This is a genomic window from Sphingomonas sp. BL-S-25, assembly GCF_055521555.1.
Window position 1 is genome coordinate 389,219 of the sequence record NZ_CM145486.1, and the last position, 14,771, is coordinate 403,989.

12 protein-coding genes are annotated in these 14,771 nt (G+C 68.1%); 1 reads left to right on the forward strand and 11 read right to left on the reverse strand.

Going from position 1 to position 14,771, the window contains the following annotated elements:
* Window positions 1–17 precede the first annotated feature (17 nt).
* The 5 genes from nagZ to ACZ1H8_RS01995 form a co-directional block, all read right to left on the reverse strand.
* Window positions 18–1,025, reverse strand: coding sequence for a beta-N-acetylhexosaminidase (nagZ, locus tag ACZ1H8_RS01975; protein ID WP_465179747.1), 1,008 nt, complete (start codon window positions 1,023–1,025; stop codon window positions 18–20).
* A gap of 58 nt (window positions 1,026–1,083) precedes the next feature.
* A complete protein-coding gene (locus tag ACZ1H8_RS01980) occupies window positions 1,084–1,806 on the reverse strand; it encodes an SPOR domain-containing protein (RefSeq protein ID WP_465179748.1) in 723 nt (240 codons plus the stop codon).
* 12 nt (window positions 1,807–1,818) lie between these two features.
* Entirely contained in the window at window positions 1,819–3,543 is a 1,725-nt protein-coding gene (gene argS, locus ACZ1H8_RS01985) for an arginine--tRNA ligase (protein WP_465179749.1), read from the reverse strand.
* Between the two features lie 77 nt (window positions 3,544–3,620).
* The gene (locus ACZ1H8_RS01990; protein ID WP_465179750.1) at window positions 3,621–4,784 is read right to left on the reverse strand and encodes a DUF1501 domain-containing protein; all 1,164 of its coding nucleotides are present in this window, start codon (window positions 4,782–4,784) and stop codon (window positions 3,621–3,623) included.
* Between the two features lie 2 nt (window positions 4,785–4,786).
* Entirely contained in the window at window positions 4,787–6,316 is a 1,530-nt protein-coding gene (locus ACZ1H8_RS01995; RefSeq protein ID WP_465179751.1) for a DUF1800 domain-containing protein, read from the reverse strand.
* Window positions 6,317–6,523: 207 nt separating this feature from the next.
* Between ACZ1H8_RS01995 and ACZ1H8_RS02000 the strand changes: the two genes are divergently transcribed.
* Window positions 6,524–6,805 (forward strand): hypothetical protein, encoded by a 282-nt coding sequence (locus ACZ1H8_RS02000; RefSeq protein ID WP_465179752.1) that lies wholly within the window; start codon window positions 6,524–6,526, stop codon window positions 6,803–6,805.
* Window positions 6,806–6,875: 70 nt separating this feature from the next.
* On the opposite strand, the gene ACZ1H8_RS02005 is transcribed toward ACZ1H8_RS02000, so the two are convergent.
* From ACZ1H8_RS02005 to ACZ1H8_RS02030, 6 genes are all read right to left on the reverse strand, one after another.
* A complete protein-coding gene (locus ACZ1H8_RS02005; protein WP_465179753.1) occupies window positions 6,876–8,045 on the reverse strand; it encodes a deoxyguanosinetriphosphate triphosphohydrolase in 1,170 nt (389 codons plus the stop codon).
* The gene (locus ACZ1H8_RS02010) at window positions 8,045–9,886 is read right to left on the reverse strand and encodes an SPOR domain-containing protein (RefSeq protein ID WP_465179754.1); all 1,842 of its coding nucleotides are present in this window, start codon (window positions 9,884–9,886) and stop codon (window positions 8,045–8,047) included. Before ACZ1H8_RS02010 ends, ACZ1H8_RS02005 begins: the two co-directional genes overlap by 1 nt.
* 92 nt (window positions 9,887–9,978) lie before the next feature.
* A complete protein-coding gene (ftsZ, locus tag ACZ1H8_RS02015; protein ID WP_465179755.1) occupies window positions 9,979–11,541 on the reverse strand; it encodes a cell division protein FtsZ in 1,563 nt (520 codons plus the stop codon).
* A gap of 118 nt (window positions 11,542–11,659) precedes the next feature.
* Complete coding sequence (ftsA, locus tag ACZ1H8_RS02020) at window positions 11,660–12,919, reverse strand: cell division protein FtsA (RefSeq protein ID WP_465179756.1); 1,260 nt, start codon at window positions 12,917–12,919, stop codon at window positions 11,660–11,662.
* Window positions 12,920–12,925: 6 nt separating this feature from the next.
* On the reverse strand, window positions 12,926–13,855 hold the full coding sequence (locus ACZ1H8_RS02025) for a cell division protein FtsQ/DivIB (protein WP_465179757.1): 930 nt from the start codon (window positions 13,853–13,855) through the stop codon (window positions 12,926–12,928).
* Window positions 13,852–14,763: a D-alanine--D-alanine ligase gene (locus tag ACZ1H8_RS02030; RefSeq protein ID WP_465181317.1), complete on the reverse strand. Its 912-nt coding sequence runs from the start codon at window positions 14,761–14,763 to the stop codon at window positions 13,852–13,854. Before ACZ1H8_RS02030 ends, ACZ1H8_RS02025 begins: the two co-directional genes overlap by 4 nt.
* Window positions 14,764–14,771: the final 8 nt, after the last annotated feature.

Here is a 14,771-nt window from a genome sequence, read left to right on the forward strand (position 1 = left end):
CCTGTTAAGCAGGTCCGTCAGGCAAGCGCCAGCAGCGCGTCCCGCTTAGCGATCAGCTCGGCAAATTCCGCCGGGTCGCGCGGCCCAGCAACCGTGGCCATCGCCCGCTCCAGCCGCGTCAGGCACGCCGCGCTCGCATCGGGCAGCAGGCCGGCGATCTCGATCATCTCGTTCATCCGCGCCCAGCAATCGAGCACGACGTCGCATCCTGCGGCCAATGCCTGACCGGCCTTCTCCCCCGGCGTTCCGGAGAGCGCCTTCATGTCGATATCGTCGGTCATCAGCAGCCCGTCGAATCCGATCCGGCCGCGGATGATCTCGGCGATGACCTTGGGTGACAGGGTTGCCGGGCGCTCCGCATCCCAGGCGTCGAACACGACATGGCAGGTCATGCCCATCGGCGCGCCATTGACCCGCGCGAACGGCTCGATGTCGCTCTCCAGTGCGCTCGCATCCGCCCTGACGCGCGGCAGTTCGAGATGGCTGTCGACCAGTGCCCGGCCATGACCCGGCATATGCTTGACCACGCCGACCACGCCGCCGCGGCGCAGCCCCTCGACGGTCGCCTGGCCGAGCGCCGCGACCCGCATCGGCTCGCCGCCGAACGCTCGGTCGCCGATTGCCTTCGTCACCTCGGGCTGGACCACGTCGAGCAACGGCGCGCAGTCGACATTCACCCCGACCTCGGCCAGCATCAGGCCCAGCGCATGGTAATTGGCGCGCGCCGCCTCGATCGCCGAGATCGGCGCGACGTCATAAAGCCGGCCGAAAATCTCGCCGGCGGGGAAATCGGGCCATTCGGGCGGCACCATCCGGCTGACCCGTCCCCCCTCCTGGTCGATCAGGATCGGCACGTCGTCGCGGCCGGACAGGTCGCGCAGGCTGTCCGTCAGCGCCTTCATCTGCGCGCGATCGCCGCAGTTCCGCTTGAACAGGATGTAACCGAGCGGGTCGGCATCACGGAAGAAATCGCGTTCGTCGGCCGTAAGCGCCAGGCCGGAAACGCCGAAAATGACGGGCTTCATGACCGGGCTCTATCAAATCCTCGGCGTCAGGGGGAGGCGTTGCGTCGCGGCCTGACGCTCAATTCACCACATAACAGCTGGTCTGGGCGGCCTGCAGCTTCGCGCAGATCTCACGCGCCTGCGTATTGCTGCCGCCATTGACGCGAAGCCGGAAGATCGGCTTGCCGTCCTTTTCAGCGCGCTCGACCGACTTGCCCAGCTTCGCGAGCATCGGGAATTTGCCCGACAGTGTTTTCCACGCCGTCTCCGCACCCTGCGCGTCGGGGAAGGCGCCAAGCTGCACCACCGAACTGCCGCTGGAGGCGGTCGCCACGGGCGCCGCACGAACCCCGGGCGCGCGCGCCTTCAGCTCGGCGGCATCGGCGGGGACAGCGACGGTGGCCTTGCGCGCCTCGGGCGCAGGGCCGGCCTTGGGCGCCTGTGCCTTCTGCACCTCGATCGGCGCCTCCGGGGCGCGACCGGGATCGATGCTGGCGTTGACGATCGCGCCCTCGCCGGTGGCAAAGGCGGTCCCGCCCTCCCCGTCGACCTTCATCCCGCCGGCATCGTCGGGCTTGACCTTGTAATCGCCGGGGGGCGCCTCGATCAGCTGGCCGTCGCCCTGCTGTCCGCCGCTATTCTGGATCCACCACACCGCGCCGATGACCGCGCCGATCACGGCGATGCCCATCAGGGCGAGCAGGAGGACCCGTCCGAAGGCGGGCTTCTCGCGATACTCTTCCTCGACCGTTTCCAGCCAGGGAAGACGGTTGTCGTCGCGGACCCCGGCCTCCGAGCGCATCGCGTGTCTCCCTTACATTTCCTCGACGGCTTCGACGCCCATGACGCCAAGTCCGTTCTGAATGATCTGCCCGATCGCGCGCGCCAGATAAAGCCGCGCGCAGGTCAGATCCGGCTGATCCGCCAGGACGAAGCGCCGCTCGGGATTGTCGTTGCCAAGATTGTAGAGCGAGTGGAACTCGGCCGCGAGGTCATAGAGGTAGAAGGCGATGCGATGCGGTTCGCGCGCGCTCGCCGCACCCTCGACCACGCGCGGGAACTGCGCGGCCAGCTTGGCGACCTGCAGCTCGCGCGTGTCGAGCAGCGACAGGTCGGCATCGGCGCAGGTGATGCCTGCCTCCGCCGCCTTGCGATGCATCGAATGGACGCGGGCATTCGCGTACTGGACGTAGAAGACCGGATTTTCCTTCGAGGTTTCCAGCACCTTGGCGAAGTCGAAATCCATCTGCGCATCGGCCTTGCGCGTCAGCATGGTAAAGCGGACCACGTCCTTGCCCACCTCGCGCACGACATCGGCCAGCGTGACGAAATTGCCCGCCCGCTTCGACATCTTCACAGGCTCGCCGGCGCGCAGCAGGCGGACCATCTGGACCAGCTTCACGTCGAACCGGGTCTTGCCGCCGGTCATCGCCTGAACCGCGGCGACGATCCGCTTGACCGTGCCGGCATGGTCGGCGCCCCAGATGTCGATCAGCTGGTCGGCCGACTGCGCCTTCTGGAAATGATAGGCGAGATCGGCACCGAAATAGGTCCAGCTGCCGTTCGACTTCTTGATCGGGCGATCCTGGTCGTCGCCGAACTGCGTCGCGCGGAACAGCGGCAGCTGCACCGGCTCCCAATCCTCCGGCGTCTCGCCCTTGGGCGCTTCCAGCACGCCGTCATAGACCAGCCCCTGCTCGCGCAGCCAGGTTTCCGCCGCCTCGGGCTTGCCCGCGGCCTGAAGCTCGGCCTCCGACGAGAACAGATTGTGGTGGATGCCCAGCAGCGCGAGATCGGCCTTGATCAGCTCCATCATCGCCGCGACCGCTTCCTCGCGGAACAGCACCAGCCACTCGCTCTCGGGCTGGCCGACATATTTGTCGCCATAGCGCGCGGCGAGCGCCTCGCCGACGGGCTTCAGATAGTCGCCGGGATACAGGCCCTCGGGAATGTCGCCGATCGCCTCGCCCAGCGCCTCGCGGTAGCGCAGGTGCGCCGAACGGGCGAGGACGTCGACCTGCCCGCCCGCGTCGTTGACATAATATTCGCGCACAACCTCATGCCCGATGAACTCGAGCAGGCTGGCCAGCGCATCGCCCACCACCGCGCCGCGGCAATGGCCCATATGCATCGGGCCGGTCGGGTTGGCCGAGACATATTCGACATTGACCGTCACGCCCTTGCCGGCGTCCGAACGGCCATAGCCGTCGCCCAGCGCGGTGATCGCTTCCAGCTCGCCGCGCCAGGCGTCCTCGGCCAGCGTCAGGTTGATGAAGCCGGGCCCGGCCACCGAGACCGCGGTCACCTCGTCGATCCTGTTCAGCTCAGCGACGATCTTCTCCGCCAGCGCGCGCGGATTGGTGCCCGCCGGCTTGGCCAGCACCATCGCGGCGTTGGTCGCGAGATCGCCATGGCTGGCGTCCCGCGGCGGCTCCACGGTGACGCTGCGTCGCTCCAGTCCCGCCGGCAGGTCGCCCGATGCGACCAGCGCATCGAGGGCAGCGTCGAGATGGGCAGCGAAACGGGTATAAAGCGTCATTGCGGATCCAGTGGTCGGAAGGAAGTCGCGCCCTTAGCCCAACCTCGCCACCGCGTCACCCCGCCATGCCGATCGCCCTATGCCCGGGCCAGCCCCTCGATCAGCGCCACGCGCTGCATCTCTGGAAACAGCGTCGTCGCAGCCTTCGCGCCGTCGATCCGGTAATGGCCGGCGATCGCGCTGGCGATCACCCGGTCCAGGTCCATCGTCGGCTTCAGGTCGCGGCCCTCGTACAGTGCCGCGTCGGACAGGCCGGGCCAGTCGGCGACGATCCGCCCGCCATTGACCGCCCCGCCCAGCAGCATCGCGACAGATCCGGTACCGTGATCGGTCCCCTGGGTACCATTAACCTTCACCGTCCGGCCGAACTCGGTGGCGACCACCACCATGGTGTTCGCCCATTGCGATCCCAGCCCCGCCTTCAGTGCGCCGATCATCCCGTCCAGGCCTTTCAGCTGGCTGGTCAGCCGGCCGCGCTGCCCGGCATGGGTATCCCACCCGCCGGTCTCGATCATGGCCACCCGCGATCCGGTGTCGGACATGAGCATCTTCGCCGCCAGCGTCCCGGTCGCGATCGCGTTGCGGCCCTTGTCGCCGCTCGTGTCGCCCGTCAGCATCCGGGTGGCGATGGCCTGTTCCCAGATCTCGTGCAGCTTCGGATCGCCCTGATACATGGCCGACACTCGCCCCATCAGGTCATCGGACGCGTCGGGCAGCGAGCTGGGTGCATAGCTGGCCACTTCGACGGCGCCTCTCAATGCCATCGGGACCGTAGCCGCCAGCGCGATCGCTCTCGCCTCGTCACGCGGGATCAGCGACAGCATCCGGTTCAGCCAGCCATCCTTGAATTGATAGGCACTGGCGCCGCCGGTCTCGAGGATATTCTGCCCATCGAAATGCGATCGGTCGCGATAGGGCGAGGCGATCGCGTGGAGGAACAGCGCTTCCTTCGCCGCGTATAGCCCGGCGACCTGCGTCATCGCCGGATGCAGCGCGAACATGCCGTCCAGCTTCGGCGCATCGGCGAAATCCTGCGCCAGCACCCCGCGCTGCGGGACGAAGGCCGGATCCCCGACCGGCGCAAGCGTGCCGAGGCCGTCCGCCGCGCCGCGCTGGATGATGAAGACGAAGCGCCGCTCGGTCGGCGCCTGGGCAAAGGCCATCGTCCCGCCCATGCCCGACGCCAGAACCAGGGTTCCCGCGGCGGTGACGAAACTGCGACGATTCAACAGGGCGGTCATGGTCATCTCCGCATGAATTCGGGCGACACGAGCATCAGCGCGACACCCTGCGCCGGGCTCTCGGCACGCGCGATCGCCTGCGCCGTGGTCGGACTGACCGCATCGGGAAACAGCTCGGCGACGCGGCTCCGTGCGTCGAGCGTATCGCGCGTGCGCTGCGCGAACCGTTCCGCCGCCTCGACGCGCCGCATGACCGCATCTGGCGCCTCCCAGCTTGCCGCGATATCGTCCCAGCCCGCAGGCGAACCGGGCTTCCAGACCGGCTGACCCAGTTGGGTCAGCATATTCTGCACCTGCTGCGGCGGGACCTGCGACATGCCCAATGCCCGCCAGGCCGAGATCGACCATTCCCACGGGGTGCGGAACTTCACCGGTCGGGGCGTCCAGGCCTCCGGCGCCTCGATCAACGTGCGATAGAGGTGCGGCAGGTCGCCGCCGCTCGTCAGGAAGCTGCGTTCCAGCTTGGCAACCAGGCTGGCGGGCGGGTCGTCCCCGGCGAAATGCCGTGCCACCTTGGTCGCGACATGTTTCGCGGTCGCCGGATGCGTCGCCAGGAAATCCAGGATTGCCGCCGCCTGATCCTCCCCCTGCTGCGGCCATTGTAGGCGCAGGAGCGTGCGCGTCCCCGGCTCGTGAAACCGCGGCAGGAACCGGAAGTCACCCGGCGCGCCGACGCCGTCGACGTCACGCGCGCGGCCCAGCCCAACCACAGTCCACCCGGTCATTGCGCGAGCGAACTCGGTCACATCGGCCTGGGTATAGATGGTGCGCACGCCCAGCGTGTGCAGTTCCATGATCTCGCGGGCGAGATTCTCGTTCAGTCCAGACCGACGGCCATTGCCCCGACCCGCCGCGCGCTGCGCCGCGGGGGAGTTGGGACCGATCGACTGCGCCTGGTCGAGATAGAGCAGCATCGCCGGATGCCGCTCGACCGCGAACAGCATGTCGCGAAACTTGCCGAGCACATGGGGACGGATCGCATCGAACTCGAGCTGACCCGACAGGGAGATCCCCTCATAGCCTTCCGCCGAAACCGCGAAGTGATTGGCCCAGAAATGAACCATCCGCTCGACAAAGGGGGACGGCGTGTCCAGCGCGGCGGCGCACCTGGCCCCCACGGCGCCGATCAGCGTTTCTCTCGCCTGTTTGAGGCCGCGGTCGCGGACCTCCCGGACCGGATCCGCCGCGTTGGCGACCTGCTGTTGCACTGAGCGGCCAGCGGCCATCATCGTGTCGGGTCCGGGCGGTGTGTAGCCTGCCGAGCGGCTGGCAACGGGCGGAGCAGCGGCCTCTGGCGGGGTCGGGGTCGCCGCCCTTTGCGCCTGACGAGCGTCGCGAAGCTCCGCCTGGTATTCGATCATCCTCGACGCAATTTCACGCGTCGACGGCAAGGCTGCGATTGCGGGCGGGTTGGGATCGAACGACGATAGCTGGTCGAGCAGCCAAGGCTTCGGTTCCTCAGGTGGCGCGTCGCCGCCGCGGCCCCCGAGGCCAAACCGGTTCAAGGCGATACTGGCGTCGGACATGGCCATTTCCTCGCTATGGTCACAGCGTACAGCAAGATTGTCGCGAAAGTATGCCGAGCCCGCGTTCCGGCGCGGACCTGCCTCGTCCCGCCGATTGCAAAAACTGCATCTGCTCGCCACGCGCTTTGCGATTGTCGCAAATGCTGCACCGCAACAATATCCGGAGCAGAAGAGGATGCAGGTCTGGCTCTCATCGAAAAGAGGGAGAAGATCATGACCAAGTTCCTGTTCGCCGCTGCCGCTGCCACGCTCGCTTTCGCCAGCCCGGCGCTTGCTTCCAGCGATCCCGTCACCTTCGTCAACGACGGCGTCAGCTACACCTATTCGACCAAGAAGGTCGGCGACCTGACCGTGATCGAGGGCACCAGCGCCCCGGGCGGCCGCATCTATCTCGAAGTCCGCGGCAATCGCGTGAAGGGCGTCATCAACAGCACGCGCGTCGCGTTCGACGTGCCGGCACGCAAGGGCGGAAACGGCCAACTCGCCGCACGCTGATTTTACCCCAGGCTCGTCGATGGCGGTCGCCATCCTGTCATCGACGAGCCGACCGGCCCGATGGCTGCACTCAGAAGGCGTCCGGCAGATCCACCGTACCGCCGATCTCCTTGAAGCGGCGAATGGCATATCGATCGGTCATGCCGGCGATGAAGTCGGCGATGTGCCGGCTGCGATCGGGCTCGTCGGCCGGGAGCGCATCACGCCACTCCGCCGGCATCAGGCGGGGATCCGCGGCATAAGCCTCGAACAGCCCCGCGACGACCGCATGCGCCGCCTCCCCCGCCGCAATCTGGCTGGGGTGATGATAGAGGTTGGCGTACATGAAGCGCTTCAACCCGCGCTCGGCGTCCCGCATCTCGTCGGAAAACTGGCCAAGCGCTCGCCCTGCCGCGCGCACATCATCGACCGTCTCGACGCCCGACGCGGCCACCCTGTCGCGCGTCGATGCGATCAGGTCGTTGACCATCTCGCCAATCTGCGAACGAATCAGCTCGCCGACCAGCCGCTTGGGCGACACACCCGGGAAGCGCGCCTCGACCCGGCGCCATCCCGCCTCGATCATCGGCACGGCCAGCAGCTGGTCGAAGCTCAGCAGGCCCGACCGAAGCCCGTCGTCGATGTCGTGATTGTCATAGGCTATGTCGTCAGCCAGCGCGGCGACCTGCGCCTCCAGCGAGGGCCAGCTGTTCAGTTCCAGGTCGAAGTCGGCATCGGCCTGGGCCAGCGCCCATTGCAGTTCGATAATCGGCCCGTTGTGCTTGGCCAGCCCCTCCAGCGTGTCCCAAGTGAGGTTGAGGCCGTTCCACGCGGGATAGGGACGCTCCAGCTCGGTCAGCAGCCGCAGCGTATTGCCGTTATGATCGAACCCGCCATGCGCGGCCAGCGCATGCTCCAGCGCATCCTCCCCGGCATGGCCGAACGGCGGGTGGCCGATATCATGCGCCAGGCACAGCGCCTCGGTCAGGTCCTCGTTCAGGCCCAGCGTCCGCGCGATCGTCCGGCCGATCTGCGCGACTTCCAGGCTGTGCGTCAGGCGGACGCGAAAATGATCGCCGTCGGGCGCCATGAAGACCTGGGTCTTGTGGCGCAGCCTGCGAAAGCTGATCGAGTGGATGATACGGTCCCGGTCGCGCTGGAACGCGTCGCGCGGACCGCGCACGTCCCTGGCGTCGCCTTCGGGATGAAGGCGACCGCGGCTACGATCGGGGGTGCATGCCCAGGGGGCCCGTTCGGTCACTAGAGGGCGAGCTTCGTGATCTTCTGCCCCGCCTCGCTGGTGAAGACGAAGGCGGACATGCCTTCCTTCTTCAGCTGATTGACGAAGGACTGCGCCTCGGAGGCGGTCTTGAACGGTCCCGCCAGCAGGCGATTGGTCGCACGCAGCGGCGCCGACCAGGCGCTGCGCCCGCGAAACGCCGCCGGTGCTTTCTTGGCAAGTTGCCGCCACGCACCCGGCAGCATGTCCTCATTGGCGCCGCCCGCGACCTGGACCCAGATCCGCTTCGGCTCGGGTTCGACCTTAGGCTTCGGCTTGACCGGTTCCTTCTTGCGGCCCTTGGCGGTCGTCGCAGGTTCATCCGTCGGCTCGGCTGACCGCGCCCCAGGCTTTCCCTTGGTCTCAGCAGGCTTGGGTTTGGGCGTAACCGCCGGAGCCGCAGGCTTCGACCTCGATGCGGCGGGTGCGGGAGCCGTCGTCCGTGTCGGCGCCGGCGCGGGCAGGTCGATTGCGGCGCGCTCATTCTCCGGAATGGCGATGCCGTCGACGATGTTGGCCAGCAGATTGTCCTCCGACCCGACGCGTCGCACCGGTGCCGCGGAGGTGCTCCGACCCGGAGCGGGGGTCGGCACTATCGTCGAGGACGCCAGCCGCACCGGCTCGCGGCCTGCGGATTGCGTCGGCTGAACCACCTCGCGGCCGGCGGACCAGCCCGGCGCGCGATGCGAAGGCCGAGAGGCGACTGCCACCGGAGCAGGAGACGGTGTCGGCGTCGGGATCGGCTGGACGATCTCTACAGGCTCGACATAGCGCGGCGGTGCCGGAAGCGGCGGCTCCGCCGCCGCCACCTGAACGGGGGCGGGAGCAGGCGTCAGCGGGGCCACCGCGACATCGCGCTGGGCGCGACCGCGCCGTGACACGCGCTCGCGCCCCCGCGCCGGCCGCACCGCCTCGACCGAGCTGGGCTGCTCCGCCTCACGCCGCGCTGTACGTACCGGCTGAGTTGCGGATGGTGCAGGCGTAGCGACCGATGCCATCTGCACCGGTCGCTGATCGGGAACATAGGGTGTCAGGCGCGGCGCCATCTGAGCGTCCGCCAGACGCGCCGTGGTCCGCCCCATCTGGCCATAATGGACCGCGAAGGCACGATCGCCGGGCGACATGCCCTGCAGCCGCCGGAAGGACGGCGCCAGCGCGGCGCCCATGTTCGCGGGCATCATGCTCTGCGCGATACGGTCGGCGGCGGGCACGTCGCCGTTCATCGCCAGGATGAAGGCGCGCGCGCGCCACGCCGCTCGATCGCTGCGACGCAGCAACGGCTCGAGCAGCCGCATCGCCTCGTCGCTCTTGCCTGTGATTCCGAGCGACAGCGCATAGCGCCGCACCGTCTCGTCATCCTTCTCGCGGCGAAGCGCCTGCTGATATTCGCGCTGGGCGAGGTGCGGCGCCCCCATCAGATCATAGGCTAGCCCGCGATCGGCAGCATATTCGGCCATCGGCAGGCCCAGCCGCTCGGCAGTATCGAACAGGCGCAATGCCTCGCCCGGCCGCTCCATCCTGACGAGCACAGCGGCGCGCCCCGCGGAAATCCGCGGATTGTCGGGCTCGACCTGCTCGGCGCGCGCATAGAAAGCCAGCGCGGCGGACGTGTCGTTCAACCGCGTGCTGATCGCCGCGGCGGAGAGCAGCGCGCGCAGGTCGCGCGGGTTCTGCGCCAGCACCCGCATCTCCGACGCCAGCAGATCGGCGTCGGGATTGGGTCTTGCGACGATCTCGTTCTGGGCGAAGGCCGGCGCGCATGAACACCCCGCCGCCAGGGCAAGTGCAAGTGCAGACACCGATGTGATGCGAATCCGGTTCATGGGTCCCCCACCCTAAGCCCTTATCGCTGAACCAAGAATAACGACGCCCCCGCGGTTCGCCGAAGCGAGCCGCGGGGGCGACCAATATCTGATTACTGGTTGTTCTGGCCGCGCAGGAAGCGCGGAATGTCCAGCGGATCCTTGTCATCGTCGTCGGCCGGCTTGTTGCCGCCACGTGCTGCCGACGCCATGCGCTCGAACAGCGTGCCGCCCGAGCGACGCTCCGTACGGGGCGCAGGCGCCGCTGCCGCCGCGTCATCCTCTTCCGAGGTCAGCCAGCGGCGACGGCTGCCAAAGTCCGACGCGGGCTGCGCGGCCGGCGCAGGCGCCGCCGCGAAGTCGCTGCGGCTGTCGAAGCCGCCAACCGCGCTCTCGGAGCCTAGCAGCAGTTCGTCGCCGTCATCGGCTGCCACGGGCTGCGCCGCTGCCGGGGCGGCGGGCTCGAAGCCGGCCGGAGCGGTCGGAGCCGCTGCCGGGAAGTCGGGCTCGTCGCCAAAGGTCAGCGGCGCGGGCTTGGGCTCGCTGGTCTGTGCGACCGGCTCGACGACGGGCGCTGCGACCGGTTCGGGCTCGGGTGCGGCTGCCGGTGCGGTCGGCGCTGCGTCCATTGCCGGACGGCGCGGTGCGGCGAAGCTGAACACGCGCGGCTGCTCGACTGCCGGTGCCGCCGGACGTGCCGCCGCCTGGGCGTCGGCCTCGATGCCGGTCGCGACGACTGAGACGCGGATGCGGCCTTCCAAGTCGGGGTTGAACGCCGAACCCCAGATGATGTTCGCGTCGGGATCGACCAGCTCGCGGATATGGTTCGCGGCCTCGTCCACCTCGAGCAGGCGCATGTCCTCGCCGCCGGTGATCGACACGATCACGCCCTTGGCGCCGTTCATGCTGACGCCGTCGAGCAGCGGATTGGCGATCGCCTTCTGCGCGGCGACCAGTGCGCGGTCGTCGCCATCGGCTTCACCCGTGCCCATCATCGCCTTGCCCATCTCCTGCATCACCGAACGCACGTCGGCAAAGTCGAGGTTGATGAGGCCCGGCATGACCATCAGGTCGGTGATGCCGCGCACACCCTGCTGCAGCACCTCGTCGGCCATCTCGAACGCTTCCTTGAAGGTCGTGTTCGCGTTGGCGATCAGGAAGAGATTCTGGTTCGGAATGACGATCAGCGTGTCGACGTACTTCTGAAGCTCCTCGATGCCCGCCTCGGCCGAAGCCGCACGGCGCTTGCCCTCGAAGGCGAACGGCTTCGTCACGACACCGACGGTCAGGATGCCCATGTCGCGCGCCGCCTTGGCGATGACCGGAGCCGCACCTGTGCCGGTGCCGCCGCCCATGCCGGCCGCCAGGAAGCACATATGCGATCCCTGCAGCGCCTTTTGCACGACGTCGATCGTCTCTTCGGCGGCCGCGCGGCCGATCTCGGGACGCGAGCCTGCGCCCAGACCCTGGGTGATCTTCGCGCCCAGCTGGATGCGATGCCCGGCGGCCGAGGTCTTCAGCGCCTGCGCGTCGGTATTGGCGACGAGGAACTCGACCCCCTGGACGTCGGCGCGGATCATGTTTGCGATCGCGTTGCCGCCCGCCCCGCCGACACCGATGACGGTGATCTTCGGCGTCAGTTCATCTTCATCGGGCGGCAGGAATTCGATACTCATCGCCTTGATCTCCCTTCGCGCTCCCGACCGTTCGGGCCTGCGCGATTAATTCTGTAACTTTGATGCACCACTCGTCGCGACGACTCTAGCGGAATCGCGCTACCCTGTTCGCATTTCTTTAATAGTTGGCGCGGAACGCGGCCAACAGGCGCGAAAACACGGCGCGCGGACTGGCCCGGGTGACCAGCTGGTGCTTGGGCTCCAGGGTGCGCAGGTCCAGCGGATCGGCGGCGGCGAAACAGGCAAGCCCTGCCAGCGTCGCGAAGGCCGGACCGCTATGCGCCTCGGGCAGCGCGACCAGACCCTTGGCCCGGCCCACGCGCACCATGCTGCCCAGCACCTGCTGCATGTAATCGGCGATCCCGGGCAGCTCGGCGCCGCCACCGGTCAGCACCACCTGGCGGCCGACCGGATCCCCCATGCCCAGCTTGGTCAGCTCGGCCTGGATCAGCGGCACCAGCCGTTCGAGCCGCTGGCGGATCACCGCGATCAACTGCGCCTTGGTGATGCGCGTCGTCTCCGCGCCCTCGGTCGGGTTGGCATGAACGACGTCGATCATGTCGTGATTGTCGCGCGGGCTGATATTCGCCGAGCCGTAGAAGCACTTGGTCCGCTCGGCCCAGGCGCGCGCGGTGCCGAAGGCGGTGGCGATATCGTCGGTAATGTCCGCCGAGCCCATGCCGATCGACGCCAGCCCGGACAGCACGCCGCCCTGGAATACCGACACATTGGTCACGCCGGCACCGATCTCGACCAACGCGACGCCCAGCTCGCGCTCCTCATCGGTCAGGCAGGCAAGCCCGGTCGCGACCGGTGCCGCGATGATCGAGCGCACTTCGAGATGCGCAGAGCGCACGCACAGATCGAGATTGCGCACCGGCGAGCCTTCGGTCGCGACGACATGGATGTCGACGCCCAGCCGGTCGGCATGCAACCCGATCGGCCGCTTCACGCCCGCGAGGCCATCGACCGAATAGCGCGTCGGCTGAGCGTGCAGCACCATCTTGCCATGCGGGTTGATCGCCTCGCGCCCGGCCTTCAGCAGTTCGTCGATATCCGATTGCTCGACCCGGTGGCCGCCCAGATCCGCCTCCAGCTTGACGATGTCGGAGATCAGGCCGCCCGCGGAGAAGCTGACCCAGACATCCTCGATATTGGTGCCGGCGATGCGCTCCGCCTGCTCCACCGCCTCGCGGATCGCCAGCTCGGTCGCATGCATGTCGGCGACATAGCCGCGGGTCACGCCGCGGCTCTCGCGCTGGCCGGTGCCGAGCACGACCATCTGGCCGTCGTCGGTCCGCTGGGCGATCAGCGCAGAGACCTTCGACGTGCCGACGTCGAGCGCAGTGATCAACCCCTCAGGTGTCGTCTTTGCCATCCCCTGTCACTCCCCCTCGTCAGTCTGAACCGGCGTGACCGCCTGCGGTTCCAGCGACGGCGTCGGAATCGCCTTGGGCGGCGCCTCGCGTCGCTGGACATACATCGTGTCGCCCACGCGCATGTCGAACCGGACAAAGCCCCGACCCAGCAGCCGCTGAGTCCTGTCCATTGCCGCGAAACGCTTCAGCGCGTCCACGGATTCCTTTTCCCCTTCGGGCAGCAGCAACCGCTCGCCCGTGTCGAAGGTCAGGTCCCAGCGGCGATTGCCGACCCAGGTCGACGCCTTGACCAGCGGCTTCAGCGCCGGCGCCGCGTCCATCAGCTTGCGCCGCGCCAGTTCCTGGCCGTTGGCGCCCTCACCCACGAGCAGCGGCAGGTCGGGGATCGCGTCGCGAGAGACCGATTCCAGCGACACGCCCTTCTCGTCGACCAGCATCAGCACGCCCTTGTGCTGCCACACCGCCGCCGGCTCGCGCTCGACGACATTGACCACCAGCGTGTTGGGCAGCCGGCGCGACACGCGCGCATCCTCGATCCAGGGATATTGCAGCAGCCGCTCGCGGACCAGCTCCAGGTCGACCAGCGGCATCGCACGCGATCGTTGGTCGAGCGCCTGGGTCAGGATCGTGTCGCGGTCCATCCGGCGCATGCCGTTGATATCGACCTGCTCGACGCGCAGCCCGGCCTCGCCGACGACCTCGGACGCAGCGACCCCGATCATCCCCGGCACGCCGAAGAAGCTCGCGACGGCAAGCGCCACCGCGGCTGTCACGCCGACGATGCCCCAGGTCGCCACCTTCTGCAGCGTGTCATGGCTGACCGGCAACGCGGCCATGGTCTGATCGATCAGACCGGGCCCCTTCTTCTTGGCAATCTGCGCGCGTTTCTTCGCCGGTGGGCGGGAAGAGGAACGGCGGACCGTCCGCTTCGTCACGCCCGGGCGCCCTCCGACGCCAGCGCCTCGTCGACGATCCACTGGACCAGCTCGGGATAGCTGATGCCGCAGTGGCGCGCCTGTTCGGGCACCAGGCTGAGCGGGGTCATGCCCGGCTGGGTGTTCACCTCCAGCAGGAACAGCCCGTCCGCGCCCTGGCTGTCGTCCCATCGGAAGTCCGACCGAGACGCGCCCCTGCAGCCGAGCAGCCGGTGCGCCTCGACCGACAACCGCATGCACGCATCGGTGATCTCGTCGGGGATCTGCGCCGGGAAGACGTGCTCGGTCAGCCCGTCGGTGTACTTCGCGTCATAATCGTAGAAACCGCTCCGCGGCTTCAGCTCGGTCACCCCCAGCGCGCGATCGCCCAGCACCGCGCAGGTCAGCTCGCGTCCGCGAATGAAGGGCTCGGCCAGCAGCTCGTCGAACTCCTGCCACGGCCCCCGCGCATCGGCGCTGATCGGATTCGAGTAATTGCTTTCCTCGGTCACGATCGCCACGCCGACCGACGAACCCTCGTTCACCGGCTTCAGGACGTAGGGGCGCGGCAGCGGATCGCGCTGGTGCAGCTCCTCGGTGCGCACCATCCGCCCGCCGGGCATCGGGATGCCATGCGGCACCAGCGCCTGCTTGGTCAGCTGCTTGTCGATCGCGATGACCGAGGTGACCAGCCCCGAATGGGTATAGGTCAGCCCCATCAGGTCGAGCATGCCCTGTACCGTGCCGTCCTCGCCCGGCGTGCCGTGCAGCGCGTTGAACACCACATCGGGCTTCAGCTCCGCCAGCTTCAGCGCGACGTCGCGATCCATGTCGACCCGGCTCACCTCATGACCGAGCGACTCCAGGGCATCGGCCACGCCGTTGCCCGACATCAGCGACACCTCGCGCTCGTTCGACCAGCCGCCCATCAACACTG